We start from the raw sequence: 26,338 nt of genomic DNA on the forward strand, positions 1-26,338 counted from the left end.
TTCAAGCTTCCAACTTCGAACTTCATACTTTTCTCAATACCCTATCTTATGTCTCACCCTTTTCAGGACTTCTCCGGCTACTTTCCGCGCTTTTTCCGCGCCAAAGGCAAGGGCTTCGTCAATCTCGTCCAGGTGGTTCATGTAGTAATGGTAGCGTTCCCGTTCCGTTGCAAATTTTTCCGTAATAAGTTCGTAAAGGGCCTGTTTGGCATGGCCGTATCCATACCCCCCTTTAATGTAATTTTCGCGCATGGCCTTTGTCTGGTCCGGTGTGCCGAGTATTTTGTACAGGGCAAACACATTACAGGTGTCCGGGTTTTTAGGCTCTTCCAGGGGAGTGCTGTCGGTTTCAATGCTCATCACCCGTTTGCGCAGTTGTTTATCCGGTAAGAAGAGGTTTATGGTATTTCCGCGTGATTTACTCATTTTACCACCGTCCGTGCCCGGAATGTACTGTGTGTTTTCCTGTACCTTTCCTTCGGGAATAACAAAGGTATCGCCCATTTTGGAGTGAAACCTGCTGGCTACATCGCGGGTGATTTCCAGGTGCTGCATCTGGTCTTTCCCCACGGGGACGATTTCGGCGTCATACAAGAGGATGTCTGCTGCCATGAGCATGGGATAGCTGAACAGACCTGCATTCACATCTTCCAGCCTGTCGGCTTTGTCCTTAAATGAATGGGCAAGCGTGAGCCGCTGAAACGGGAAGAAACAACTGAGGTACCAGGCCAGTTCGGCGGTTTCCGGCACGTCGCTCTGGCGGTAAAAAACTGCTTTTTCTATATCGAGCCCGAAAGCGAGCCAGGTAGCGGCTACGTTATAGGTGTTTTGTCGCAATTCTTCCCCGTTTTTTATCTGTGTCAGGGAATGCATATCCGCTATGAACAGAAAGGAATCGTTTCCGGGTTGTTCCGACATTTGTATTGCGGGAAGTATGGCTCCCAGGATATTTCCCAGGTGAGGTGTTCCTGTGCTTTGTATGCCCGTAAGTATTCTTGCCATAATTTTGTCTCTCGTATTACACCTGCCGTTATTTTTTACAGATTGGTGCTTCGCAGGGTTGTTATTATCCCAAATTCACAGATGTTTTTCATACCTTTCCGGGCCTTTAGGCGGATCGGGTTAAAGGCGATGTGAAACGGGTATTGTGAATAAGCAGGATTATTGTCGTGCAAAATAAAAACAAAATAAAAACATTTACCGCAGAATGGAAGATAAATTTTGCAGGTGCATTGACAGGAGGTGCCCGGGAAGTAAAAAACCGCTTTTGCGACAGTGTAAAAGCGGTAGGATAATTCAGCTTGTAATTGTTAAGGCGGGCTATCTTTTAAACAGTCCGACAATAAAGAGGACGACAACAGCGCCGATAACCCCGGTGATGAGGTCTCCCACTATACCGGAGCCTATGCTGATGTCCAGAACCCCGAAGAGCCAGTTTCCTACAAATCCTCCCAGGATACCCAAAAGAATGTTGATAAGGACGCCAAATCCGCCGCCTTTCATGATTTTTCCGGCCAGCCATCCGGCGATGGCTCCAATGATTATTGCATATAACATAACAGGAATATTTAAAAGTTTTCATCTAAATATATGAATTTTTTTTAAAAGATTAACTTTGAATTATGATGAAATTACTTAAATACCCCTTTATACTTATCTGGCGAATTTGGTTCTATGTACTTATGTTGTGTACCATAATACTCCTGTCACCACTGTTTTTGATACTTACTTCATCCGATAGGTATTACCACCAGTTTTTCTGGCTGGTGCGGAATGTCTGGGCCAATGTTATCCTCTACGGGATGGGATTTTATCCCGTCATCGAAAGAGAGCAGGAAATAGAGCGGGGTAAGAGTTATGTGCTTATTGCCAACCATACGAGTATGACAGATATCATGCTGATGCTAAAGGCTTCCCGGAACCCTTTTGTGTTTGTAGGGAAAAAAGAACTTGCCAGGATACCCATTTTCGGATTTTTCTATAAACGGGTATGCATTATGGTGGATCGCAACAATATAAAAAGCCGTACCGAAGTTTATGAGCGGGCTAAAAAACGCCTGGATGACGGATTGAGCATCTGTATCTTTCCGGAAGGAGGTGTCCCGGATGAAGAAGTCTTTCTCGATGAATTCAAGGACGGGGCCTTCCGGCTGGCCATAGCATATCAGATCCCCATAGTGCCTATGACCTTTGCAGATAACAAAAAGAGGTTCTCGTATACCTTTCTGAGCGGCAGCCCGGGAATTATGCGGGTGAAAGTGCATACCTTTCTGGAAACTACCGGTCTCACGGTGGCCGATCGTGTGGCATTGAAGGAACAGGCGAGAGAAATCATCGGTGAGCAGTTGCATGCATTCCGGGCGGAAGAAGAACAGGAGGTGAGCGGAAGTTCGTTTTTCCGTTGATAACTACTTTTTATACCACTTTCCCCGGTGCCAAATAATATGTAATTTTACCCTGCATATTTTTTAAACATGCTCTTAGGTCCGGTCAGAGATTTATACGTGTTTCATGTGGCCTAAGCGAAGGCCTTTAACCGAAATGCCACCGGACAGTAATCGTAAAGAATCCTGCCTCTGGCAGACCACACAAACCACACCCTTATGTACCTTATTTTCGATACCGAGACTACCGGATTACCAAAACGCTGGGATGCCCCGTTAACGGATACGGATAACTGGCCCCGTTGTATACAGATCGCCTGGCAGTTGCATGATGATATGGGAAACCTTGTAGAGCACGGAGATTACCTTGTGAAGCCCGAAGGATTTAATATCCCTTTTGACGCGGAGCGGGTGCACGGAATATCTACCGAACTTGCCGAAGAGGAAGGTATAGGGCTTAAGGATATGCTGGAAAAATTCAATGCAGCGCTGGCCAAAACCAGATTTATAGTCGGACAGAACGTAGGGTTCGACGTGAATATCATGGGCTGTGAATTTTACCGGGAAGGAATGGACTCACCCCTTACCTCCCTGCCGGTACTGGATACCTGTACGGAAACTACGGCAGAGTTTTGCCGTATACCCGGAGGTCGCGGAGGAAAATTCAAGCTTCCCACGCTGACCGAACTGCACGAAAAACTCTTCGGGGAGGCGTTTGCCGAAGCCCACAACGCTACGGCCGATGTGGAGGCCACTACACGCTGTTTCTTTGAACTCATTCGTATAGGAGAAGGGTTTACAGAAGAAGAACTGGATGTGCTTCCGGGGTATTTTGAAAGATTCCGCGAAGCCAATCCGCAGGAGATACAGCTTATAGGGCTGGAGCATATCAACCTGAAAGCCGCTTCCGATGCCATTCGCAAAAGGATACAGAAAGCGCAGGGCACGGACATTTCCAGGCAGGAACTGGAAGAAAACAAGGAAGAGCTCAAAAAACTGGACTTTGTACACCTGCATAACCATACACAGTTTTCGGTATTGCAGGCCACTTCGAGCCTGCCCGACCTGGTAGCTGCCGCCGCCCGTGAAAAAATGCCCGCTGTCGCCATTACCGATCACGGGAACATGATGGGTGCCTTTCACTTTGTTAAAGAGATAAGTAACTATAACAAATCGGTAAAGGCGAAGAATGCAGAAGCAGTGGAGAAGGGGGAGGAAGCCGTTGAAGTAGAAATAAAGCCCATTGTAGGCTGCGAGTTATACGTGTGTGAAAATCACCTGGATAAAAGCCGTAAGGATAACGGCTACCAGGTGGTGATGCTGGCAAAGAACAAAAGGGGCTATCACAACCTGGCAAAAATGTCTTCCGTGGCTTATACGCAGGGGTTCTATTATGTGCCCAGGATAGATAAGGAAGTTGTTAAGAAATACAAAGAAGATATTATTGTACTTACCGGTAACCTTTACGGTGAAGTCCCCGGTAAAATACTGAATGTCGGAGAGAATCAGGCAGAAGAGGCCCTGTTATGGTGGAAAGATCAGTTCGGGGAGGACCTTTATATAGAGCTGATGCGGCACGGGCAGGAAGATGAAGACAGGGTGAACAATGTCCTTGTGCAGTTTGCCAGAAAGCACGACATAAAGATGGTAGCTACCAACAATACCTTCTATATAACCAAAGAGGATGCCAATGCTCACGATATTCTCCTTTGTGTAAAGGACGGGGAAAAACAGGCCACACCTATCGGGAGAGGACGGGGATACCGTTACGGCCTGCCGAACCAGGAATATTATTTTAAGTCCGGGGAAGAGATGAAAGCCCTTTTTGCCGATCTTCCCGAAGCCATTTCCAATATTCAGGAAGTGGTGGATAAGATAGAGCCTTATGAGCTGGCGAGAGACGTGTTACTGCCAAAGTTTGATATACCGGAACAGTTCCAGGATGCACAGGATAATGAAGACGGTGGAAAAAGAGGAGAAAATGCCTATCTGCGTCACCTTACCTATGAAGGGGCGAAGAAGAGATATCCGGAAATTACCGAAGAAATACGGGAACGTCTCGACTTTGAATTAAGTGTTATAGAACGGACAGGGTACCCGGGGTATTTTCTTATTGTGCAGGACTTTATCGCTGCCGCAAGAGATATGGGGGTTTCCGTAGGGCCCGGGCGTGGCTCGGCAGCAGGTTCGGCAGTTGCTTACTGTCTCGGGATCACGAATCTCGATCCCGTAGCCTATGACCTCCTTTTTGAGCGTTTCCTTAATCCGGACCGGGTGTCCATGCCCGATATCGATATCGACTTTGACGATGAGGGGCGAAGCCGGGTTATGGATTATGTTATTGACAAGTACGGGGCCAACCAGGTAGCACAGATCATTACCTATGGTACTATGGCAGCCAAATCTTCCATCCGCGATACGGCCAGGGTGCTGGATCTTCCCCTGGGCGATGCCGACAGGATAGCCAAGCTCATCCCCAATATGAAGCTGGCCAAAATATTCTCTTTGGATGACAGCAAACTGAAATCCAGCCTTCGTTCGGATGAACTCTTAAAGGTGAACGAACTGAAAAACCTGGCCGAAGGGGCCGATCTTGAAGCACAGACGATAAAACAGGCACAGATACTCGAAGGTTCCGTAAGGAATACCGGGATACATGCCTGCGGCGTTATCATTACCCCGGATGACATTACGAATTTCGTCCCGGTATCTATAGCCAAGGATTCCGACCTGTACGTAACACAGTTCGACAACTCGGTGGTGGAAAGCGCGGGTCTGCTGAAGATGGACTTTCTCGGGCTGAAAACACTGACCCTGATCAAGGATACGGTAAAGCTGGTGAAATACAAGCACAATATAGACCTCAACCCGGATGATTTTCCGCTGGACGATCAAAAGACATATGAGCTCTTTCAGCGCGGTGAAACCGTAGGGATATTCCAGTACGAATCCCCCGGGATGCAGAAATACATGAAAGAACTGAAGCCGACGGTCTTTGCCGATCTCATAGCCATGAACGCGCTGTACCGTCCGGGACCCCTGGAATACATCCCCAGTTTTATCAACCGGAAACACGGTAAGGAGGAGATCACTTACGATCTTGCTGCAATGGAAGAGTACCTCCAGGAAACCTATGGTATTACGGTGTACCAGGAGCAGGTGATGTTGCTGTCGCAAAAACTTGCAGGTTTTACCAAGGGTGAAGCGGACGTGTTGCGAAAGGCCATGGGTAAAAAAATATTTGCCCTGCTGGAGCAGTTAAAGCCCAAGTTCCTGGACGGGGGGGAAAAGAACGGCCACGACAGGGGAGTACTGGAGAAGATATGGAAAGACTGGGAAGCCTTTGCGAGTTATGCATTTAATAAAAGTCACTCTACCTGCTATGCCTGGATCGGTTACCAGACAGCTTACCTGAAAGCCAATTATCCTGCGGAATATATGGCAGCCGTACTTTCCAACAACATGAACGACATCAAGTCCGTCTCCTTCTTCCTCGAAGAGTGCAGGCGCATGGGACTGAATGTTCTCGGGCCGGATGTAAACGAATCCTTTTACAAGTTTACCGTAAACAAGGACAACGCCATACGTTTTGGAATGGGGGCCATTAAGGGAGTGGGCCGTGGTGCCGTGGAGACCATTGTGGAGAACAGGGAATCCGGGCCATACCGCTCCGTATTTGACCTGGCAAAGCGGGTAGACCTTCGTGCGGCCAATAAAAAAGCATTCGAGAACCTTGCCCTGGCCGGTGGTTTCGATTCTTTTGATGAGACGCACCGCGCCCAGTATTTTCACGATGAAGGCGATGGCATTGTTTTCCTGGAAAAAGTAATGCGGTATGCTGCCAAATACCAGGAAAACGAAAATTCCGCGCAGGTAAGCCTTTTCGGGGAAGCCAGTGAAGTACAGATACCCGAACCGGTGGTACCCCCCTGTGAGGAATGGGGGACTATGGAGAAACTCCGGAGAGAGAAGGAAGTTGTGGGCATATATATTTCCGGCCATCCGCTGGATGATTTTAAAACCGAAATGCAATATTTCTGCAACGGAAATATAGGTCTGCTGAACGAACTGGAGAATTATACCAACAGGGAGCTTTCGCTGGCGGGGGTCATCACCGATGTGCAGCACAGGACCTCCAAGAACGGAAAGGGATGGGCTGCATTTATCGTAGAAGATTACACGGATTCCTATGAGTTTAAGATCTTCGGGGAAGAATACCTCAAATTCAGGCATTTCCTGATGGTGAATTCCTTTATTTACATGAAGGTCTTTATCCGCGAAGGATGGGTTAACCGCGATACCGGTCAGCGGGGAGACCCCCGCCTGCAGTTTAACAGTATGCAGTTGTTACAGGATGTCATGGAAGCCTACGCGAGAAAACTTACTATCCATCTCAATATCGAAGACCTGGAGGATTCCAAGATCCGGGTACTCAAAGACATTATACAGGAGCACAAGGGAGACCATGCCCTGAGCTTTACCGTTTACAAGATGGATGAAAAATTAAAGTTATATATGCCCAGCCGGAAGAAAAAGGTGCGTATTTCTAATGAACTCCTTACGGAACTGAGCAGGAGGGACCTGGTGTATAAACTGAATTAATTTCCTGCAAAGAGATAGGGATGTCAAAAGATGCGGATGTAATTATTGCAGGAGGCGGGGCGGCAGGCTTTTTCGCCGCTGCCCATATGGCGGAGGCTTTGCCCGGTATAAGGATAATGATACTGGAAAAAAGCGGGGAAGTGCTTGCCAAAGTAAAAATATCAGGAGGAGGGCGGTGTAATGTTACACATGCCGAATTTGTTCCGCGCGAACTGGCCATACATTATCCCCGGGGACAAAAAGAATTATTGGGGCCTTTCCACACGTTTTGCAGCGGAGATACGGTACAATTTTTCGAAAGCAGGGGAGTAAGGCTTAAAACAGAAGAGGATGGCCGTATGTTTCCCGAAACCGATTCGTCACAGACCATTATTGATTGCCTGCTCCGGGAAACGGCACAACGAGGGGTACAGGTCCTGACGGGGCATGCCATCAGGGAAATACAATCCGCCGGAAATAGCTGGGAACTGGTGACGGCGAAAGGAAACTTTACCTGCCGCAAGCTCCTTATAGCTACCGGAAGCAGTCCGAAAATGTGGAATATTATCCGCCGATTTGGGCATTCCGTAGTACCCCCTGTTCCTTCACTTTTTACATTTCATATAAAAGATCCGCGTCTTGCAGGCCTTATGGGATTGGCTGCCCGGGTCTCCGTGAGGATATCGGGAGAAAAGAGTACCGGTGTTTTTGAAGGACCCCTGCTGATAACACATTGGGGCATCAGTGGTCCCGCCGTTCTGAAACTGTCGGCATGGGCAGCCCGGGAACTGCATGATTGTAATTACAAGTTTTCCGTAGAGGTAAACTGGCTGCATCAATTGACTTTTGAAGAAACCATAGCGGTCCTGAAGGAAAACAAAGAAATTCACGGAAAAAAGAATATTCTTTCTTCCGGGCCTTTTGATCTTCCGAAAAGGCTATGGGTGAAACTCGCGGAAGCATCGGGAATTCCGGCGGAGATGCGGTGGGCGGAAATACGCAGAGAATTGCTGGAGGACCTTGCCGGACAACTGACGAAAGGCGTTTTCCGGGTAGAGGGGAAAAGTACTTTTAAGGAAGAATTTGTTACTGCCGGAGGAGTGGACCTGAAAGAAATAGATTTTAAGACTTTTGGAAGTAAAATCCACAAAGGGCTGTTTTTTGCAGGAGAAGTACTGAACATAGATGCCGTAACCGGGGGCTTTAACTTTCAGAGTGCCTGGACAGGGGGGTATATAGCTGCTAAAGCAATAATAAGCGCCTTGTCGGGAAAAGGGAATAAATAAAAAAGACTGTCCGAAAAGTGCTTAATCCGTCGTTTTCGGGAAACGGAATAAAAAGCTTATTCCACCTGCTCTCGTATGTTCCCGGAAACAATAAATGCTTGAATGACTTTTCAGACAATCCTTTTTTCCCAGTGTTGTTTGTCCAACAATGAGTTGTGATATTACGATTACTGCTGCTGGGCCAGTAATGCCTGCAAGCGTTGTTGTAGTTCCGTATCGGTCTGTAATGCCATTGCAACTTCCTGGTAACGGTCGAGGGAAATACCTTCATTGGTTATGGCGTCTTCCATCTGTTTTTGAAAACCGGATTGCATTTCCTGCATCTTGTTCATTACCACACCGAATTTTTCTTTTTCGTCTGTACTGGCATCCGCTTCTTTTTCGGGAGATTGCGATGCCTGGTATAATTCGTTGAAACGATCTATTTCAAAACCATTTTCTTCTACCGTCTTTACCATTTCCTGCTGGGCTTTTACATTCACTTCCTGCACTCCCTGAAAAGCGGCAGCTATTTTACCCAGTTCATCATCCGATACATCTACTTTTTTCTGTTCTGCTGTTTGTGCGAAAGCGGCAGTGCCCACCATCAAAAAACACATCAGAGTAGCTTTTAATTTGCCTGAAAATTTCATTTTTGTAGGAATTTTAATTACTTTATTTTTGCCGAAACTACGATATTTATGAAGGAAACACCAAAGTTACCTTCGATTTAACAGGATCTTAACGGGATTTTCTGCTTTTTTAACTTCCGATTTTCCGGATATGATAAAGTGAGGAAAGCACTATCTTTGTACAAATTTTACGGATTGATGACAGAAAAGGATTTTGTGCCTGCCGGATACCGGGCTACCATAGAAACAGGAAGTTTTACCTGGAGATCGCCGAGCAATATCGCCCTGGTGAAATACTGGGGAAAACGGGGAGAACAGTTACCTGCCAACCCTTCCCTTAGTTTTACGCTGGATACTTGTGCCACAACTACGACGCTGCATTTTGAGAAGCGGGAACAACCGGTTTCGGGTTTCGGTTTCGATCTGCTTTTCGAAGGAAAAGCAAGGGAAGATTTTAAACCTAAGATAAATAGTTTTTTTGGCCGTATTGAAAGCTATATGCCATTTTTAAGACATTATCATTTTACAATAGAAACATCCAATTCCTTTCCTCATAGTAGCGGAATAGCTTCTTCAGCGAGTGGAATGAGTGCCCTGGCATTATGCCTGATGTCCATGGAAAAGGAAATGTCTCCCGGTATGCCGGAGGAGCATTTTTACCGGAAAGCGTCTTTTCTGGCCAGATTGGGCTCCGGTAGTGCATGCCGCAGTATAGAAGGCGGGCTGGTCGTATGGGGAAGGCATCCCGGAATTATGGGAAGTACGGACCTGTACGGGGTTTCTTATCCGGGAGAAGTGCACCCCGTATTCCAAACTTATCAGGATACCATATTACTGGTAGACCGCGGGGAAAAACAGGTGAGCAGTACCGCGGGCCACGGGCTTATGCACGGCCATCCTTTTGCGGAACGCCGTTTTGTACAGGCCGGTGAGAACCTGTCCGCATTGCAGCAGGTATTAAAGGCGGGGGATATGGCGCGCTTTACGGAAATCGTGGAAAGCGAAGCCCTCACCCTGCATGCCATGATGATGACCGGGAAACCGTATTTTATGCTGATGAGCCCCGCAACCCTTCAGGTCATCCGTAAAATATGGGATTTTCGTAAAAGATCCGGCTCTAATGTCTGCTTTACGCTCGATGCAGGGGCAAACGTCCATGTTTTGTACCCGGAAGAGGAAAAAAAGGCAGTAATGGAATTTATTAATAATGAGTTGGTTGCATATTGTGAAAAGGGGTATTATATTTGCGACCGCATTGGTGAAGGGGCCGTATCTCTGTAAAGAGGAGCGATATATTGTCTGACAGACAGCAATATTTGTTTGCGAAAAATAGTGTTAAAACGCAATAAAAATTGTTGTCGCCGTTAAATTTGTGTATCTTTATAAAGCTGAGGCCGAAATATTAAAGAGAATGAAACCGGTAGGTGTGAAAAACCGTTCCGCACAGAGAGATGGTTGTTTTAGCCATCAAAGGTTTCGTTCCTGTGTTGAGTTTGTCGAAATATGACCGTTGAAAACACAATAAAATAATACATGAAAGGACCGTTATTTTATTCGAAAATACTGCTCTTCGGAGAGTATGGTATCATTAAGGATTCCAAAGGGTTGTCCATACCTTATAATTTTTACAACGGGGCGTTGAAAACGGCCAAAGAATTTTCAAGGGAAATATCCGAATCCAACCTCAGCCTGAAACGATTTGCAGATTACCTGGAGAGCCTGCAAACCGAAAAACCGGGCCTGGTGACTTTTGACATAGAAAAACTGAAAGAAGATGTGGCGGGCGGGATGTATTTTGACAGCAGTATACCCCAGGGTTACGGAGTAGGTTCGAGCGGTGCGCTGGTAGCCGCCATTTACGATAAATATGCCACTGACAAGATCACCGTACTGGAAAACCTTACCAGGGATAAATTATTGAAATTAAAAGAGATATTCGGGGAAATGGAATCTTTTTTCCACGGGAAGTCTTCCGGACTGGACCCCCTGAACAGTTACCTCAGTATTCCCATACTCATCAATTCGAAAGATAATATAGAACCTGCGGGAATCCCTTCACAGAAGAAAGACGGTAAGGGTGCGGTTTTTCTGCTGGATAGCGGGATGGTTGGTGAAACAGCCCCCATGATCCAGATTTTTATGGAAAACATGAAGCAGGAAGGGTTCCGTAAAATGCTTAAAGAACAGTTTATCAAGCATACCGATGCCTGTGTGGAGGATTTCCTGAAAGGGGATGTAAAATCGCTTTTCGGGAATATCAAACAATTGTCGCACGTGGTCCTGGACAATTTTAAACCCATGATCCCGGCACAGTTTCACAAACTTTGGAAACACGGTATCGAAACCAATGAATACTACCTGAAACTCTGTGGTTCCGGAGGGGGAGGATATATACTCGGTTTTACCCAGGATATCGATAAGGCCAGAAAAGCTCTCAAAGACTACAACCTGGAAGTAGTCTACAATTTCTGATGACATAAATAACCCTGAAAGCAATACATATCAGGCCTAACACGTTGTAATTGAGTAATTCTATGTTTAAGGTTTGTTGCCGGTTTGCCAGTTTCCCGGTTGTTGATTAGTTCGGGAGTTGAAACGGAAAATCTTTCCTAAAAAACTTCAGAACCCCTTAGCATGCAATACCTTCAATCTTTATCAGGTTCCTGAACCCTTTGGCAAGTTCAGGATAAACTGAAATCGACGGGCAACCTTCATCAATTACCACAAATCTCCGGTTCTCCTCGTCTCTCTGTATATGATACGTTTGCCCTGCAATAAGTATGAAAAGAATATTGCTTTCCGTATATTAGCAATATCTATTCCGGGAACATATAACCGTTTCCGGTTTTGTTTTCGTATAAGGCCGTAAAAATTGAAGGTGTGCAGCTATCCAGGAAAAACAAACTGCTATTACTTAAGCTTTTAAGTGTCTTTTCCGTGGTCCGGGGATATAACATCCTGGCTATTGTCGTTGCCCAGTATCTTACCTCCGTTTACATTCTCGCTCCGGAAAAACCGCTTATGCAGGTGGTCCTGGACGGTAATCTTTTTGCTATCGTCGCCGCTTCGGCACTTGCCATTGCTTCCGGGTACATTATCAATAATTTTTACGATGCGGAAAAGGACCTGATTAACCGCCCCAGGAAAACCATGCTCGACCGTCTTATCAGCCAGCGAACAAAATTAACGGCCTATTTTCTACTGAATTTTGCTTCGGTGATCTTTGCCAGCTACGTATCTTTTCGCGCCGTCGCTTTCTTTTCGGTATATATTTTTGCGTTGTGGTTCTATTCACATAAGCTGAAACGCATTCCTATGATAGGAAATGTGATATCTTCCGTTCTGGCAATTACTCCTTTTTTTGCCGTATTTATTTATTACAAGAATTTTGCAACGGTGATTTTTGTACATGCGATCTTTCTGTTTCTCATTATCCTGATCCGGGATATGGTGAAAGACCTCGAAAACATCAGGGGAGACCTGGCACAGGGGTACAGGACCATTCCTATTATTTACGGGGAAAAGGTCTCCAAGAGGATCATTACCCTGCTGGCATTCGTTACCTGGGTACCTACCTACTTGCTGATAGCCAGATTTGAAATAGGTCATATGGATATTTTCTTTTACGGTTGCTTCCTGTTGCTCCTGGTCTTTTTGGCGCTGATGTGGAAAGCATCTTCCAAGAAAGATTACCTCGTACTGCACAACATTCTTAAGTTTATAATTGTCGCAGGAGTGTTCAGTATCCTGCTGATAGATATCGACCTGGTGCTGAACCGGATCCTGTAAAGGTCAAAAGGATAATGGCCCAACTTTCAAAGATAACGGATAACGGAGTTAGGGACGAATATCCTATCTTTGCCAAAAAAGAGGACATGAGCAGAACAGACAAGAACAGGAGAGGAAAGGTATCCGGAAGACAAGGAGGAGAGCGTAAGGAAAGTTATGCCAGAGGCAATGCACCTATACGCAAGAAGCCCGTATCGAAAAACCCGGATGAAATGCGGCTGAACAAATATATAGCCAATGCGGGGATCTGTTCGCGCCGGGATGCGGATATTTATATTGCCGCGGGTAATGTGTCCGTCAACGGGGAGCCGGTGACCGAACTCGGGTTTAAAGTAAAACTTACGGATGAGGTCCGTTTTGACGGAAAGCTCATCCGGCCGGAGAAGAAAGAATATGTGCTTCTGAACAAACCGAAAGGTTTTATTACCACAACCAGGGATGAGCGGGGGAGAAGAACGGTCATGGAACTGGTGTCCAATGCTTCCAAATCCAAATTGCTGCCTGTAGGGCGGCTGGACCGCAATACCACCGGATTACTTTTATTTACCAACGACGGAGACCTGGCCAAGAAACTTACCCATCCGAAACACGGGGTGCGGAAGATATATCACGTAGAGTTGGACAAGAACCTTAAGCAGGAAGACCTGGTGAAGATACAGCAGGGGCTTACCCTGGATGACGGTCTTATTGAGGTAGACGAGGTCAGCTATATAGAAAATGCTCCTAAACGCGAGGTGGGGATACGAATACACAGCGGCAAAAACCGTATTGTCCGCAGGATCTTCGAACACCTGGGGTATGATGTGATTAAACTGGACCGGGTTATTTTTGCCGGGCTTACCAAAAAAGACCTTCCGCGGGGACACTGGCGCCCCCTGACACAACAGGAGGTTATCAATCTCAAAATGATGTAAACGGAAAATAATAGAAAAGGGCTGTGTTTGAACAGCCCTTTTCTGGTTTTATCTTTCCGCTATTGGGTCACACCGGAACGTTTTCTTCCTTCAGATATGCCCTTCCTGTGATTAGGCTTTGGAAGTCAGTGATTTAAAGAAGACGAACCCGAAGCCGAGAAACAACATAAAGTGGAACGGGAATAGTCCGTAATCATTCAGTGATATTGCGCTGTACATGCCAAAGAGGAAATAAAAGGCCAGAACTGCTTCGAGCAGGGTGTTGGGGGAAATTTTTTCGTGAAGGTATTTATTGCCTTTCCAACTGTCTGCAAGATTTTTGATATTGAATTTCGGCGTCCTTACAAATTCACTTCTTTTACCGATATGTCCTTCCAGTACGGCTACGGAATTGTGCAGGGAAAAGCCCATGGCTACGGAGAAGAAGGTAAAGAACATTTTGATGTAGTCGATAAAATTGTCAAATCCGCTGCCCTGAATGTTTTTATAAGTAAACCAGTAACACACGAACAGTATGATGGTACTGGCTATAAAAAAACTTGTTACTTCAAAAACCCAGTCGAGATGTCCGAAGGTGTTTTTTATATAGAGCATAGGTATACTGAGCAACGCCACGACAAATACACATAAGAACATGGAACTGTTCAGCAGGTGAAGAACACCGTGCAGCTTGGTTTTGAACGGGATGTTCTTCGCCGAGATAACGCGGGTAACCGTTTTCCGGAAGTTTTCGGCTCCTCCCTTGTTCCAGCGGAATTGCTGGGAACGGGCAGCACTGATAACCACGGGAAGTTCTGCCGGTGTTTCCACGTCTTCAAGATATTTGAATTTCCAGTTTTTGAGCTGTGCCCTGTAACTCAGGTCCAGGTCTTCGGTAAGGGTATCTCCTTCCCAGTTCCCGGCGTCGATGATACATTCCTTACGCCATATCCCTGCCGTACCGTTGAAGTTGATAAAGTGCCCTTTGCTGTTACGCCCCACCTGCTCCAGGGTGAAGTGGGCATCCAGGGCGAAAGCCTGTATCTTGGTGAGTAGAGAATAATCACGGTTAAGATGTCCCCAACGGGTTTGTACCACACCTATTTCCGGGTCCTTAAAATAGATCACCGTTTTCTTCAGCCAGTCGCTGTCCGGTAAAAAATCGGCATCGAAGATGGCTATAAATTCTCCTTTGGCTATTTTCAGGCCTTCTTTTAATGCGCCGGCTTTAAACCCCTGACGATTTTCCCTTCGGATATGCTGAATGTCAAGCCCGGTTTCCCGGAGTTTGGCGATCTGCCCGGCTGTTTCGGCAACCGATTCGTCCGTAGAATCATCCAGGACCTGTATTTCCAGTTTGTTCTGCGGATATTCTATCTTAGCGATATTCTCGAGGAGCCTTTCCACTACATATTCCTCGTTGTAAATAGGAAGCTGGATAGTAACGTAAGGGATCTCTCTCGGGTCCAGTAAATTGAATTTGGGAGCCTCGTCGTTTTTACGTTTGTGCCCCAGGTAATTGAAAAGCAGGTTTAACTGCGCCAGGCTGTAAAAGAAAATAAGCAACAAAGCTATGCTGTATATAGCAATGGCAATGTATGAAAGTGTTAGCACCATTTAGATTGTTTTAAACTGTACTTGAATATCCCGCCCAAAATTGAGCGGCGGCAAAGATAGTACCTTTTACGGTTCCCGAAACTTTTCGGACCACTATTCCGTTTTTATAACGATCTGGTATTTCGTTATATAGTATTTTCCCTGCACCTGTGTTCATTTTCAGTGTTTTGGGTCCGCCGGGCATTTCCCGTGATGTACTTCCCCGGGGTTAAAGGGGTAACACCTTTTATGCATAACGGACATATCATTTTTTCTCAATTAGCCGGGGTAGTTCGGAATAACTGCTGTCATTAACATACGAGCATAACAGATGTTTTGGATGTTTTTCCCTGTAATTTTTTTAGCAGGGAAAATCCCGCTATGGCCAGGCTCCGTATTTTCTCCCGCTATTGCCTGTTTCCGGGTATCCGAAACAAGATGGCTCTCCGGCATCAAGGATTTTTCTTGCTTCGGATGTTCCGTACACAATCTTTAAACGGCGTACCGGGCTATTTATTTGCCGCGGGGTAAAGTTTTAAGCGGGGAGTCGTTTTATTAATTCCTTGAAAAGTAGTATCATATCGGGTTCGGCCCTGGCTGCAGTAGCTAAAATGTCATTGACATCTATGGGGGCCAGGTTATCCGGATCACATTCGTCGGTGAGTACGGATACCGCCACTACTGGAAGTTGCAGATGGTTGGCTACGATTACTTCCGGTACGGTGCTCATGCCTACGGCGTCCGCGCCGATGATCTTCAGGTAGCGGTATTCGGCCCTGGTTTCCAGCTGTGGCCCCACTACGGAAGCATACACTCCTTTTCTGAGGACGATGTCTTTTTCCTGTGCTATTTTTACCAGGATGTCCCGCATGGAAGTGTCATAGGGGTTGCTCATATCCACAAAGCGTTTTCCGAAATCGGAAACATTTTTAAAGGCGAGCGGGGAGTCACCCTGAAGGTTGATATGATCTTCGATAAGCATGATCTCACCCTTTTTGAATTCCGGGTTAACAGCCCCTCCGGCATTGGAGATAAGTAATTTTTTTATTCCCAGCCGGTGCATTACCCGGATAGGATAGGTTACGCCGATAAGGTCATACCCTTCGTACAGGTGAAATCTTCCCTGCATGACCACAATTTTTTTACCTTCGAGTTCCCCGAAAATCAGCTTTCCCGAATGGAATTCTACCGTGGCCAGCGGAAAATAGGGGATGTGACTGTAATAGGCCACTACGGCATTCCGGATATCATCGGCCAGTTTCCCCAGCCCGGTACCCAGTACAATGCCTATTTCCGGCTCCCGGAAACCCCTTTCGAGAAGATATGCTACCGATTCGTCAAGATCGTTTTGTGTCATGTTCTGTTGTTTTGAAGATATTTTGCACCGATATAATATAGTATGTCCGGCGTTGTTGTCATATATAAGTTACAGCATTTTTGTATTGTGGCAGCCCTTTCAATTCCGTCATTCACATAAAAAATTTGCCGGTATTCCTTCGGATTTCCCCTATGGGTATTTTGTGTTATAACTATTGATGACTCCACGCCCTCAACACTCCGATACCTGAACGATTGAAAACAGAATTCTCATTAAATCCCCGGACTTTTTAGCCTGTAATTTCCGGGGCCGGTCCTGAATACAACAGGAAAGATATAAAAAAGTAAAACCCGCCATAACCATATGACGGGTTTTTTTCTATGCAAATATTTTGCAGCAGGACTTCAGCCTATTGATTATCATCGATCTTTTCTTCGATTTTCTCGCCGGTCTTTTTGGCTTTTTCCTTTATAGTATCAGCTGCTTTTTTAGTTTCATCCCAGGTATCTTCTGCTGCATCCTTGGTATCCTCCCAAGTGTCTTCCGCAGCATCTTTGGTGTCATCCCAGGCATCTTCTGCCTTGTCCCCGGCCTCATCCAGAGAGTTTTCTATTTTATCTCCGGCGTCTTCTTTTTTCTTGGTGTCCCTGCATGAAGTGAGGGTAATTGCAAATACAGCCAATAAAATCATGCTTAAAGATACTTTTTTCATAATCTGAATGTTTTTTACGAGTTAATAAATAGAAAAATCCGGAAAATGTTTTTCCGATTGACCCTTCTTAGCTTACTTGTCTATAGTAATATACGCAAAAAACCGACTATTTGGATTACAGCGCCTGTATTTTTTTTAACATAAAGTGAGTTAATTCGTCCTGTTTCTTTTCTATGCAGTTCTTTTTCAATTAGTTGTGAAAATACCTGAGAAAGCTGGTCTTTATGGGAAACAGAAAGTACTCCGCCGAGTTTTACAAGTTCATTGGCCTCTTTGAATTTACTGTAGTTTTTGCCAATAATTACAGGGATCCCGAAAACTGCGGGTTCGAGGATATTATGAAGCCCGGTGGAGCCCATACCGCCACCTACGTAGGCTATATCGGCATAACTGTATATTCTGGTAAGTATCCCTATGGTATCGATGATAATGACATCGTAGTCCTGTAAATGGTGTTTTTCTCTTTCGGAATAAAGGACGGTCTTTTTCCGGATGGATTTTAGCAGGCTCTCGTTATGCGCAGGTTTTATATTATGTGGTGCCAGGGCAAATTTAATATCTTCCGGGGCATTGTTTATCATTTCGGAAAGCAGTTCTTCGTCTTCGGGCCAGGTGCTTCCCGCCACAAAACACAGCTTCCCGTTCTTGAATGTTTCCATGAATTCAAGCGTATTATCCCGGTGCAGGATCTCTTCTACCCGGTCCAGGCGGGTATCGCCGCTCACGGTCACCCGGTCTATACCTATTCCGTTAAGCAGGTTACCCGAGTTTTCATCCTGTACAAAAAAGTGACGGAACGTTTGGAGGGAACGTCGCATAAATCCGCCGTAGGGTTTAAAGAACAACTGGTCTTCACGGAAAATGGCAGAGATAAGAATAGTGTTTATTTTTCGTTTATTAAGTTCGGAAAGATAATTCGGCCAGAATTCATACTTGACAAACACGGCAAGTTCGGGCGTTGTAATGTCAAGGAATTTTTTTGCATTTTTCCTGGTGTCCAGGGGCAGATAGGTAATTATATCCGCGGCTTTGCTGCCCTTCTTGATTTCGTATCCAGAAGGAGAGAAAAAAGTAACCAGAATTTTGCGGTCCGGGAACTCGGTTTTGATCTTTTCAATGACGGGGAGCCCCTGTTCGAATTCACCGAGCGAAGCCGTGTGGAACCAGATGATCCTGTCGCCCGGGCCCAGTGTTTTCCGCAGATCCGAAAAAACCGTTTTTCTGCCGTTGACGAAAAACCTTATTTTATTGTTGAATATAGCTATGATCTTCAGCAGAAAACCTGCAATACAAATCAGGATGTTGTAAATAAAAGACAGCATGGTGCAACCGGAATTTGAGGAACGGAACGAAATCCTGTTCTTTGGCTGCTAAAATACATTACTTTCCGCAAACCTGTGAGGTAAAACCAAATTTTCAGGATCGAAGAAATTCATTCCTGTTTCATTGGCGGACGTTCCTTTATTTCGTATTATTGTTTGGTTTTTCAGCCGCTGATATATGGATACTATTCATGTGGATGCCCCCGCAGCATTGACTTTTATTCGGAGCGGGGCCTGTCAGAGTGCGGCGTTCAATTTAAATACAGATATAGTGAAGAAAATACAGATGGTAGACCTCAAAGGTCAGTATGAATTTATCAAGGATACCGTTGATCGTTCCATAGCGGAAGTTATAAACTCTACGGCATTTATCAACGGCCCGGAAGTAAGGGAGTTTCAGAGAGAACTGGAAGCATATCTCGGTGTAAAACACGTTATTCCCTGTGCCAATGGTACGGATGCCTTGCAGATTGCCATGATGGGGCTGGGCCTGGAGCCCGGTGACGAAGTGATTACGGCCGATTTTACTTTTGCGGCTACCGTAGAGGTTATTGCCCTGCTTCAGCTTACCCCGGTACTGGTGGATGTGGAGCCGGATACATTTAATATCGACCCGGATGCCATACGCAGGGCCATAACGCCGAAAACCAAGGCTATAGTGCCCGTACATCTTTTCGGCCAGTGTGCCGATATGGATGCCATTATGGAAATAGCAAAGGAGCATAATCTCTATGTCATTGAAGACAATGCACAAGGTATAGGGGCTACGTATACCTTCAGGGATGGTAAAAAGGTAAAGACCGGTGCCATAGGAGATGTGGCTGCGACTTCGTTCTTTCCGTCCAAAAATCTTGGTTGTTACGGGGATGGCGGAGCCATTTTTACTAATGACGATAACCTGGCGCATGTGATAAGAGGTATCGTCAACCACGGTATGTATGAGCGCTATCACCACGATGTCGTCGGTGTGAATTCACGGCTCGATTCCATACAGGCAGCCGTACTGCGTGCCAAATTGCCCCTGCTGGACACCTATAATGAAAAAAGAAAAGCAGCCGCTGCAAAATATACCAGGGCATTCGAAGGAGAAGACAAAGTCGTTACCCCTGTTCTTGTAGGTGAAACCGATTCGCATGTCTATCACCAGTACACCCTGAAGATAAAAGGAGCGGACAGGGATGCGCTGGTAGCATTTCTGGGAGCGCACGATATACCATGCGGGGTCTATTATCCGATACCCCTGCACAGACAAAAGGCATATCTGGACGAAAGATATAAAGAAGAAGAATTTTCCGTGACCAATAAACTGGTGGAAGAAGTAATATCCCTTCCCATGCATACGGAACTGGAAGACGAACAGATAGAATACATTACATCCAAAATAAAGGAATTTGTAAATGAATAAATGTGTCAATTAATCAATGTGCCAATAAGTAAATTTTCTAATTATCACATTACCGAATTGACTAATTAAAAACATCGTTAGTTTGTACTTTAGGGAATAACGAATGATGAATACAGAACCCTTCGGCTGGGTTCAGGAACCTAATCGAATGACGAAGTTTTAAAAATCCATAATTCATGCTTTACAGCACTTCGGAATTCTACGGCTCAACATTCGGGATTCGGTATTAAAAAATCACAAAAAACTATGAAAAAGAAGATATTAGTGACAGGAGGGCTTGGCTTTATTGGCTCCCACACGGTGGTAGAATTGCAGAACGAAGGATTTGAGGTGGTGATTATCGATAACCTTTCCAATTCTTCCATAGAAGTGCTCGAAGGAATAACACGTATTACGGGAAAAACACCCCGGTTCGAAAAGATAGACCTGAGAGAAAAAGTTAAAGTGAAGGAGTTTTTTGCCAAACATGCCGATATTTCCGGGGTTATTCATTTTGCCGCATCCAAGGCTGTTGGCGAAAGTGTGGAAAAGCCGCTGTTGTATTACGAGAACAATATCAACACGCTGGTCTACATATTACAGGAACTGCGGGATAAAGGAGAGGCCTGCTTTATCTTCAGCTCTTCCTGTACCGTTTACGGGCAGGCAGACGAATTACCGATCACGGAGAACGCCCCCGTGAAAAAAGCAGAATCGCCGTATGGAAATACCAAACAGATAGGAGAAGAGATTATAGCCGATACCTGTAGTGTGCATAAAGGGCTGAAGGCTATATCGCTTCGTTATTTCAATCCCATTGGAGCACATCCTTCCGTGGAAATCGGCGAACTGCCCCTGGGAGTGCCGCAAAACCTGGTGCCCTTTATTACGCAGACCGGTGCCGGAGTGCGTGAACAACTATCCGTGTTCGGAGGAGACTATCCGACACCCGACGGTACGGGGATACGCGATTATATCCATGTTGTGGACCTGGCGAAGGCCCACGTCGTGGCATTGCAACGATTACTGAAGGGAGATAACAAAAACAACTACGAAGTATATAATGTAGGTACCGGAAAAGGAAGTTCCGTCCTGGAAGTAATCGGGAGTTTTGAAAATGTTTCCGGTGAAAAACTCAATTACAAGATAGTAGACCGCAGGCCCGGCGATATTACCGCTGCCTATGCAGATACCACTAAAGCCAATACGGAACTGGGATGGAAAGCCAAATCTACCCTCAATGATGCCATGCGATCGGCATGGGAGTGGGAAAAGAAAATAAGAAGCTGATAAATCCGGATGGGCGAGGGGGATTTTAAAGAAATCTGAAGTTGCATACCGAAAAAATACGGCTATTTAGCCCGGGTGTTGCAGAAGTTTAATCCCATTAAATGGGTTTAATTCCCCGGTGCTCTGCATTGAAATAGGCTAAGGCTTGACTCGTTTGGGTACCTCGTGTCCCGATCCCGATTATTATCGGGATTGCCCCGGGGTAGTTGATTTTAAATTGTTGCCGGCTAACAACGGGTACCCGTAAAGATTTTCCATTTTTCCGGAGACCGGACTGTTGGATAGTTCATACGAATTAACTGACCAAATAAACAACAATGAAAAAAATGCTTCTGTACACCGCGCTCTTCAGTGCTGCTTTACTCCAGGCACAAAAGACCTATCTGCATTGCGGAAAAATTCTGGATACGGAGAGTGGTGAGATTCTGAATGAAAAAAACCTGGTTATTTCCGACGGTAAAATAATTGAGGTGGCAGCCGGTTATGTGACCCCGGCAGATTCCGGAGACGTTATAGACCTGTCCGGAAAAACCGTGTTACCGGGGCTTGTGGATATGCATGTACACCTGGAACACGAAACCAACCCGAAACGCTACCTGGCGAGGTATACCGAAAATGAGGCCGATGTGGCCTTTGAATCTACAGTGTATGCCAGAAAAACCCTGATGGCCGGTTTTACCACGGTCAGGGACCTGGGAGGTAGCGGTATTAATACAGCCTTGCGCGATGCCATAAAAAAAGGATACGTTGTGGGCCCCCGGATTTTTTCCGCGGGAAAGTCCATTGCTACTACCGGAGGTCATGCGGACCCTACCAATGGTAGCCGTAAAGACCTCATGGGGGACCCCGGGCCTAAGGACGGTGTGATAAATTCCCCCGAGGAAGCCCGGAAAGCCGTGCGGCAGCGTTATAAAAACGGTGCGGATGTCATAAAAATAACGGCGACAGGCGGAGTGCTTAGTGTGGCAAAAAGCGGTCATAATCCGCAGTTCTTTTTAGACGAAATAAAAGCTATAACGGAAACAGCAGCTGATTACGGCATGCTGGTAGCGGCCCATGCGCATGGCGACGAAGGTATGCAGCGCGCTATTCGGGGAGGGGTAAAGACCATAGAGCACGGTACGTTTATGAGTGAGGAAACCATGGAGATGATGAAAGAATATGATGCCTATTATGTGCCTACCATAATCGCGGGAAAGGAAGTAGCCGAAAAAGCGGAGATAGCAGGGTATTTTCCCGACCTGGTAGTTCCCAAGGCCAGGGAAGTGGGGCCGAAGATACAGGGAACTTTTGCGAAGGCATATAAGAAAGGAGTGAAAATAGCTTTCGGTACGGATGCCGGAGTGTATAAGCACGGGGATAATGCAAAGGAATTCCAGTATATGGTGGAAGCAGGAATGCCGGAAGCGGAAGCTATCCGATCGGCTACGGTTACGCCTGCCATGTTGCTGGGGATGAAAGACCAGATCGGGCAACTCAAAAAAGGTTATATTGCAGATATTATTGCAGTGAATGACGATCCGGTCAAAAATATAAAAACACTCCGGAATGTGGTATTTGTCATGAAAGAAGGAGTGGTTTACAAAAACGAGCATACAAAGCCAGAATAAACAGGGCGGAGCGGAGGTGATGGCCCGTTCCGCTGAAATAACCATCCGATTAAAACAATGTTGTGGTACCACAGGTGAAAGATACGGAGGCCTTACTGGACTGTGCCCGGAAGGAACAATTATGGGAAAAACTGGTGATGCAGTTAAACAAAGATTTTCTGTACGCCAATATCCATATAGACATAGATACGACCGTTTCTCCCGGGAAACTGGGGAGAATACTGCACGAGACGGTATTTCTGCTGATGCGGGACAGGTTTAACGATTACCTGAACCTGCTCTATATTATCGACGTCCCCGAAACAGAGGTGAAAAATATACAGGCACTGGATACGGTGGAGATATCCGGGGAAGTATCGTTTCTCATCCTCAAAAGAGAATGGCAAAAGGTATGGTTCAAGAACAGGACCTGATACTGTGGCCCCGGTTTTCATAAAAGCCCCGGGAGTGACTTCCGGTTCTTGTTGTCCGTAAAGTCAAATGGCGGGAATCCCACAAAAAAAAGGCATATAGTTACTGTAAGTGCGTTTTTGTTTCGACTTGTTAAAATCTTACTAATTGTATATATAAATGTCTCATAACTTTAACACCATGTATTTGAAATATTGTACTTTTGAAAAAAAATTGTCATAAAGAGACAGCTGAAAAAGATAATATGGATAAGTATTCTTTTTTGAATGCTGCGCATACAGCATTTTTTGCTGACCTATACGATCAGTATTTACAGAATCCCGACAGCGTGGAACCCAGCTGGAGGGCTTTTTTTCAAGGATTCGATTTTGGAGTGGAAAGCGTTGCACCCGATGACTTTGTCGCTTCAAATGGTATTGAAGTAACCGTTCCCGAAGCAGCCTCCTCCTCAGGGACTTCCGGCCAGGCAGAAGTGCCGGCAGTTGTTGTGAAGGAATTCAGGGTCGTGGATCTCATCGATGCTTACCGTACCCGGGGCCATCTGTTTACCAAGACCAATCCGGTCAGGGAAAGGAGGCAATATGCCCCTACGCTCGACAAGGAGAACTTCGGCCTTACGGATGCGGATATGGACGTGGAGTTCAAGGCCGGCGAAATACTCGGTATAGGGACCAAGACACTGCGGGAGATCATAGATCATCTTCAGGCGATCTACTGCGATTCTATCGGGATGGAATACATGTACATCCGCCAGCCTGAAGAAGTACAATGGATACAGAACAAACTCAATGTCAACGATAACCATCCTTCTTTTTCTGCCGAAGAGAAAAAACACATTCTCAGCAGGCTGAATGATGCCATATCCTTTGAAGGATTCCTGCACACCAAGTATGTGGGGCAAAAGCGGTTTTCACTCGAAGGAGGCGAATCCCTTATTCCGGCTCTGGACGCTATTGTGGACAAGGCGGCAGATCTGGGGGTAAAGCAGTTTGTCATGGGGATGGCCCACCGTGGCCGTCTCAACGTCCTGACCAATATCTTCGGGAAGTCCGCAAAGGATATTTTCAGCGAATTTGACGGTAAGGACTATGAAATTCCTGCTTTTGACGGGGACGTTAAATATCACCTGGGCTGGACTTCCGAACGAAAGACCAAAGCGGGTAAGGAAATACGCATGAATATCGCGCCCAACCCTTCACACCTCGAAACCGTAGGAGCGGTAGTGGAAGGGATTACAAGGGCAAAGCAGGACAACCACTATGAAGATGACTTCTCTAAAGTACTTCCTATAGTAGTGCACGGAGATGCTGCCATTGCCGGCCAGGGAATTGCCTATGAGGTAGTACAGATGGCTAAGCTGGACGGCTATAAAACCGGGGGAACCATTCATATGGTAGTCAATAACCAGATAGGCTTTACTACCAATTATCTCGATGCCCGTTCATCTATTTACTGTACGGATGTCGGAAAAGTGACTTTGTCACCCGTACTTCATGTCAATGCGGATGATGTGGAGGCAGTGGTGCATGCTGCACTGTTTGCCCTGGATTTCCGGATGACCTTTAAAAGAGATGTCTTTATAGATCTTCTCGGATATCGTAAATACGGTCATAATGAAGGAGATGAGCCGAAATTTACACAGCCTAAACTCTATAAGGCCATTGCCAAACATCAAAACGCAAGGGACCTTTATGCGGAGAAACTGATTAAAGAAGGTATTATAAATAATGAGTATGTAAGTGAACTTGAGTCCAAATACAAAACACTGCTGGAAGAAGAACTGGAGGAATCACGGAAAGAGGATACCACCAGGATCACCCCTTTTATGCAGGATGAATGGAAGGGATATGAGCTGGTAAGAGAAGATGTAATGTTGAAGCCGGTAGATACCGGTTATCCCAAAGATAAGCTCACGAAAATAGCTGAGGTTATCACTAAACTTCCGGAAGACAAAAAGTTCCTCAGGAAAATAGAAAGACTTATAGGAGACAGGCACAAGATGTTCTTCGAAACCGATACCCTGGATTGGGCCATGGGAGAACTTCTCGCCTACGGGACCCTTCTCGATGAAGGCTTTAATGTGAGGCTAAGCGGACAGGATGTGGAACGGGGGACCTTCTCGCACCGTCATGCCGTTTTAAAAGTAGAGGATAGCGAAGAGGAAGTAGTATTGCTGAATGAACTGAATGAAAAACAAGGCCATTTCTATGTCTACAATTCCCTGCTTTCGGAATACGGAGTAGTTGGTTTTGATTACGGTTATGCCATGGCCAGCCCGAAGACGCTGACCATATGGGAAGCTCAGTTCGGAGATTTCAGTAACGGTGCGCAGATCATGATCGACCAGTATATCTCTGCCGCCGAAGATAAGTGGAAAATACAGAACGGCCTGGTTATGTTGCTGCCTCACGGGTATGAAGGACAGGGGGCCGAACACTCTTCGGCACGTATGGAAAGATATCTGCAGCTTTGTGCTAAAGACAATATGTACGTGGCAGACTGTACTACCCCGGCCAACTTCTATCACCTGTTGCGCAGACAGATGAAAGTGAATTTCCGTAAACCTCTTGTGGTATTTACACCTAAAAGCTTACTGCGTCATCCGAAAGCGGTTTCAAGTGTGGAAGATCTGGTGAATGGGTCTTTCCGGCCGGTAATTGATGATGCCGGTGTAAAGGCCGGAGATGTGAAGAGCCTGGTTTTCTGTACCGGTAAGTTCTATTACGATCTGCTGGACGCCCGTGAAGAAAAAGGAAGAGAGAAAGATGTGGCACTGGTGAGGCTGGAACAGTTGTTCCCGTTGCCTTCCGATGAGATCAGGGAGATCATAAGCAAATATAAGAATGCCAAAGACATTGTATGGGCACAGGAAGAACCCCGTAATATGGGTGCCTGGAGCCACTTGCTGATGCATCTCGAGGATGCCCGGGAATTCAGGGTATGCTCCAGAAGATTCTATTCTTCCCCTGCTGCCGGAAGTGCGGTAAGGTTCAAAAAGAGACATCAGGAAGTCATAGATTACGTTTTTGACGAAAACAAGGATAACAACATCAGGGATTACAGGGCCAAAAATGGTTACGGACATTAAAAAATGTCCCTGTCATAAGGCATGGTAAACCAAAAACAAGAATACGACCAATAAAATTATAGA

Annotated in this window: 19 protein-coding genes; 12 read left to right on the plus strand and 7 right to left on the minus strand. The window is 45.9% G+C overall.

Annotated features, from left to right (window positions below):
- Nucleotides 1-33: 33 nt before the first annotated feature.
- Nucleotides 34-1,002 carry a tryptophan--tRNA ligase gene (gene trpS, locus ED312_RS08045; protein ID WP_123215488.1) on the minus strand — a complete coding sequence of 323 codons (969 nt, stop codon included), beginning with the start codon at nucleotides 1,000-1,002 and terminating at the stop codon, nucleotides 34-36.
- A gap of 318 nt (nucleotides 1,003-1,320) precedes the next feature.
- Nucleotides 1,321-1,557 carry a GlsB/YeaQ/YmgE family stress response membrane protein gene (locus ED312_RS08050; RefSeq protein WP_123215489.1) on the minus strand — a complete coding sequence of 79 codons (237 nt, stop codon included), beginning with the start codon at nucleotides 1,555-1,557 and terminating at the stop codon, nucleotides 1,321-1,323.
- A gap of 65 nt (nucleotides 1,558-1,622) precedes the next feature.
- Here ED312_RS08050 and ED312_RS08055 point away from each other — a divergent pair, with 65 nt between their 5' ends.
- The 3 genes from ED312_RS08055 (at nucleotide 1,623) to ED312_RS08065 (ending at nucleotide 8,251) form a co-directional block, all read left to right on the plus strand.
- Nucleotides 1,623-2,405, plus strand: a complete 783-nt coding sequence (locus ED312_RS08055) for a lysophospholipid acyltransferase family protein (protein ID WP_170164467.1) — start codon at nucleotides 1,623-1,625, stop codon at nucleotides 2,403-2,405.
- A gap of 198 nt (nucleotides 2,406-2,603) precedes the next feature.
- Complete coding sequence (dnaE, locus tag ED312_RS08060; protein WP_123215490.1) at nucleotides 2,604-6,986, plus strand: DNA polymerase III subunit alpha; 4,383 nt, start codon at nucleotides 2,604-2,606, stop codon at nucleotides 6,984-6,986.
- 20 nt (nucleotides 6,987-7,006) lie between these two features.
- Nucleotides 7,007-8,251: a BaiN/RdsA family NAD(P)/FAD-dependent oxidoreductase gene (locus tag ED312_RS08065; protein ID WP_123215491.1), complete on the plus strand. Its 1,245-nt coding sequence runs from the start codon at nucleotides 7,007-7,009 to the stop codon at nucleotides 8,249-8,251.
- A gap of 167 nt (nucleotides 8,252-8,418) precedes the next feature.
- Here ED312_RS08065 and ED312_RS08070 read toward each other — a convergent pair whose 3' ends face one another.
- The gene (locus ED312_RS08070; protein ID WP_123215492.1) at nucleotides 8,419-8,883 is read right to left on the minus strand and encodes a DUF4168 domain-containing protein; all 465 of its coding nucleotides are present in this window, start codon (nucleotides 8,881-8,883) and stop codon (nucleotides 8,419-8,421) included.
- A 177-nt stretch (nucleotides 8,884-9,060) separates the two neighbouring features.
- Between ED312_RS08070 and ED312_RS08075 the strand changes: the two genes are divergently transcribed.
- The 4 genes from ED312_RS08075 (at nucleotide 9,061) to ED312_RS08090 (ending at nucleotide 13,565) form a co-directional block, all read left to right on the plus strand.
- Nucleotides 9,061-10,143 (plus strand): diphosphomevalonate/mevalonate 3,5-bisphosphate decarboxylase family protein, encoded by a 1,083-nt coding sequence (locus ED312_RS08075; protein ID WP_123215493.1) that lies wholly within the window; start codon nucleotides 9,061-9,063, stop codon nucleotides 10,141-10,143.
- 252 nt (nucleotides 10,144-10,395) lie between these two features.
- Nucleotides 10,396-11,334, plus strand: coding sequence for a mevalonate kinase family protein (locus ED312_RS08080; RefSeq protein ID WP_123215494.1), 939 nt, complete (start codon nucleotides 10,396-10,398; stop codon nucleotides 11,332-11,334).
- Nucleotides 11,335-11,742: 408 nt separating this feature from the next.
- Nucleotides 11,743-12,651, plus strand: coding sequence for a geranylgeranylglycerol-phosphate geranylgeranyltransferase (locus ED312_RS08085; RefSeq protein WP_123215536.1), 909 nt, complete (start codon nucleotides 11,743-11,745; stop codon nucleotides 12,649-12,651).
- 86 nt (nucleotides 12,652-12,737) lie between these two features.
- A complete protein-coding gene (locus tag ED312_RS08090; protein ID WP_123215537.1) occupies nucleotides 12,738-13,565 on the plus strand; it encodes a pseudouridine synthase in 828 nt (275 codons plus the stop codon).
- Nucleotides 13,566-13,676: 111 nt separating this feature from the next.
- Here the strand turns inward: ED312_RS08090 and ED312_RS08095 are convergent, their stop codons facing one another.
- The 4 genes from ED312_RS08095 to ED312_RS08115 form a co-directional block, all read right to left on the minus strand.
- Complete coding sequence (locus ED312_RS08095) at nucleotides 13,677-15,161, minus strand: cellulose synthase family protein (RefSeq protein WP_123215495.1); 1,485 nt, start codon at nucleotides 15,159-15,161, stop codon at nucleotides 13,677-13,679.
- 514 nt (nucleotides 15,162-15,675) lie between these two features.
- On the minus strand, nucleotides 15,676-16,497 hold the full coding sequence (locus ED312_RS08105; RefSeq protein ID WP_123215496.1) for a purine-nucleoside phosphorylase: 822 nt from the start codon (nucleotides 16,495-16,497) through the stop codon (nucleotides 15,676-15,678).
- Nucleotides 16,498-16,867: 370 nt separating this feature from the next.
- Nucleotides 16,868-17,170 (minus strand): hypothetical protein, encoded by a 303-nt coding sequence (locus ED312_RS08110; protein ID WP_123215497.1) that lies wholly within the window; start codon nucleotides 17,168-17,170, stop codon nucleotides 16,868-16,870.
- 80 nt (nucleotides 17,171-17,250) lie between these two features.
- Entirely contained in the window at nucleotides 17,251-18,492 is a 1,242-nt protein-coding gene (locus ED312_RS08115; RefSeq protein WP_317125669.1) for a 3-deoxy-D-manno-octulosonic acid transferase, read from the minus strand.
- Between the two features lie 271 nt (nucleotides 18,493-18,763).
- On the opposite strand from ED312_RS08115, the gene ED312_RS08120 reads away from it, so the two are divergent.
- The 5 genes from ED312_RS08120 to ED312_RS08140 all read left to right on the plus strand — a co-directional run bounded on the left by ED312_RS08120 (nucleotide 18,764) and on the right by ED312_RS08140 (nucleotide 26,275).
- A complete protein-coding gene (locus tag ED312_RS08120; RefSeq protein ID WP_123215539.1) occupies nucleotides 18,764-19,897 on the plus strand; it encodes a DegT/DnrJ/EryC1/StrS family aminotransferase in 1,134 nt (377 codons plus the stop codon).
- Between the two features lie 246 nt (nucleotides 19,898-20,143).
- Nucleotides 20,144-21,166, plus strand: a complete 1,023-nt coding sequence (gene galE, locus ED312_RS08125) for a UDP-glucose 4-epimerase GalE (protein ID WP_123215498.1) — start codon at nucleotides 20,144-20,146, stop codon at nucleotides 21,164-21,166.
- A gap of 317 nt (nucleotides 21,167-21,483) precedes the next feature.
- The gene (locus ED312_RS08130; protein WP_123215499.1) at nucleotides 21,484-22,776 is read left to right on the plus strand and encodes a metal-dependent hydrolase family protein; all 1,293 of its coding nucleotides are present in this window, start codon (nucleotides 21,484-21,486) and stop codon (nucleotides 22,774-22,776) included.
- A 62-nt stretch (nucleotides 22,777-22,838) separates the two neighbouring features.
- On the plus strand, nucleotides 22,839-23,189 hold the full coding sequence (locus ED312_RS08135) for a hypothetical protein (protein WP_123215500.1): 351 nt from the start codon (nucleotides 22,839-22,841) through the stop codon (nucleotides 23,187-23,189).
- Between the two features lie 242 nt (nucleotides 23,190-23,431).
- Entirely contained in the window at nucleotides 23,432-26,275 is a 2,844-nt protein-coding gene (locus ED312_RS08140; protein WP_123215501.1) for a 2-oxoglutarate dehydrogenase E1 component, read from the plus strand.
- The last annotated feature ends 63 nt before the right edge of the window (nucleotides 26,276-26,338 follow it).

This window comes from Sinomicrobium pectinilyticum (genome assembly GCF_003725735.1).
GTDB classification, from domain to species: domain Bacteria; phylum Bacteroidota; class Bacteroidia; order Flavobacteriales; family Flavobacteriaceae; genus Sinomicrobium; species Sinomicrobium pectinilyticum.

Coding starts and splice junctions, on each gene's coding strand:
- trpS (WP_123215488.1), bottom strand. CDS start 1,002: ATGGCAAGAATACTTACGGGCATACAAAGCACAGGAACACCTCACCTG.
- ED312_RS08050 (WP_123215489.1), bottom strand. CDS start 1,557: ATGTTATATGCAATAATCATTGGAGCCATCGCCGGATGGCTGGCCGGA.
- ED312_RS08055 (WP_170164467.1), top strand. CDS start 1,623: ATGATGAAATTACTTAAATACCCCTTTATACTTATCTGGCGAATTTGG.
- dnaE (WP_123215490.1), top strand. CDS start 2,604: ATGTACCTTATTTTCGATACCGAGACTACCGGATTACCAAAACGCTGG.
- ED312_RS08065 (WP_123215491.1), top strand. CDS start 7,007: ATGTCAAAAGATGCGGATGTAATTATTGCAGGAGGCGGGGCGGCAGGC.
- ED312_RS08070 (WP_123215492.1), bottom strand. CDS start 8,883: ATGAAATTTTCAGGCAAATTAAAAGCTACTCTGATGTGTTTTTTGATG.
- ED312_RS08075 (WP_123215493.1), top strand. CDS start 9,061: ATGACAGAAAAGGATTTTGTGCCTGCCGGATACCGGGCTACCATAGAA.
- ED312_RS08080 (WP_123215494.1), top strand. CDS start 10,396: ATGAAAGGACCGTTATTTTATTCGAAAATACTGCTCTTCGGAGAGTAT.
- ED312_RS08090 (WP_123215537.1), top strand. CDS start 12,738: ATGAGCAGAACAGACAAGAACAGGAGAGGAAAGGTATCCGGAAGACAA.
- ED312_RS08095 (WP_123215495.1), bottom strand. CDS start 15,161: ATGGTGCTAACACTTTCATACATTGCCATTGCTATATACAGCATAGCT.
- ED312_RS08105 (WP_123215496.1), bottom strand. CDS start 16,497: ATGACACAAAACGATCTTGACGAATCGGTAGCATATCTTCTCGAAAGG.
- ED312_RS08110 (WP_123215497.1), bottom strand. CDS start 17,170: ATGAAAAAAGTATCTTTAAGCATGATTTTATTGGCTGTATTTGCAATT.
- ED312_RS08115 (WP_317125669.1), bottom strand. CDS start 18,492: ATGCTGTCTTTTATTTACAACATCCTGATTTGTATTGCAGGTTTTCTG.
- galE (WP_123215498.1), top strand. CDS start 20,144: ATGAAAAAGAAGATATTAGTGACAGGAGGGCTTGGCTTTATTGGCTCC.
- ED312_RS08130 (WP_123215499.1), top strand. CDS start 21,484: ATGAAAAAAATGCTTCTGTACACCGCGCTCTTCAGTGCTGCTTTACTC.
- ED312_RS08140 (WP_123215501.1), top strand. CDS start 23,432: ATGGATAAGTATTCTTTTTTGAATGCTGCGCATACAGCATTTTTTGCT.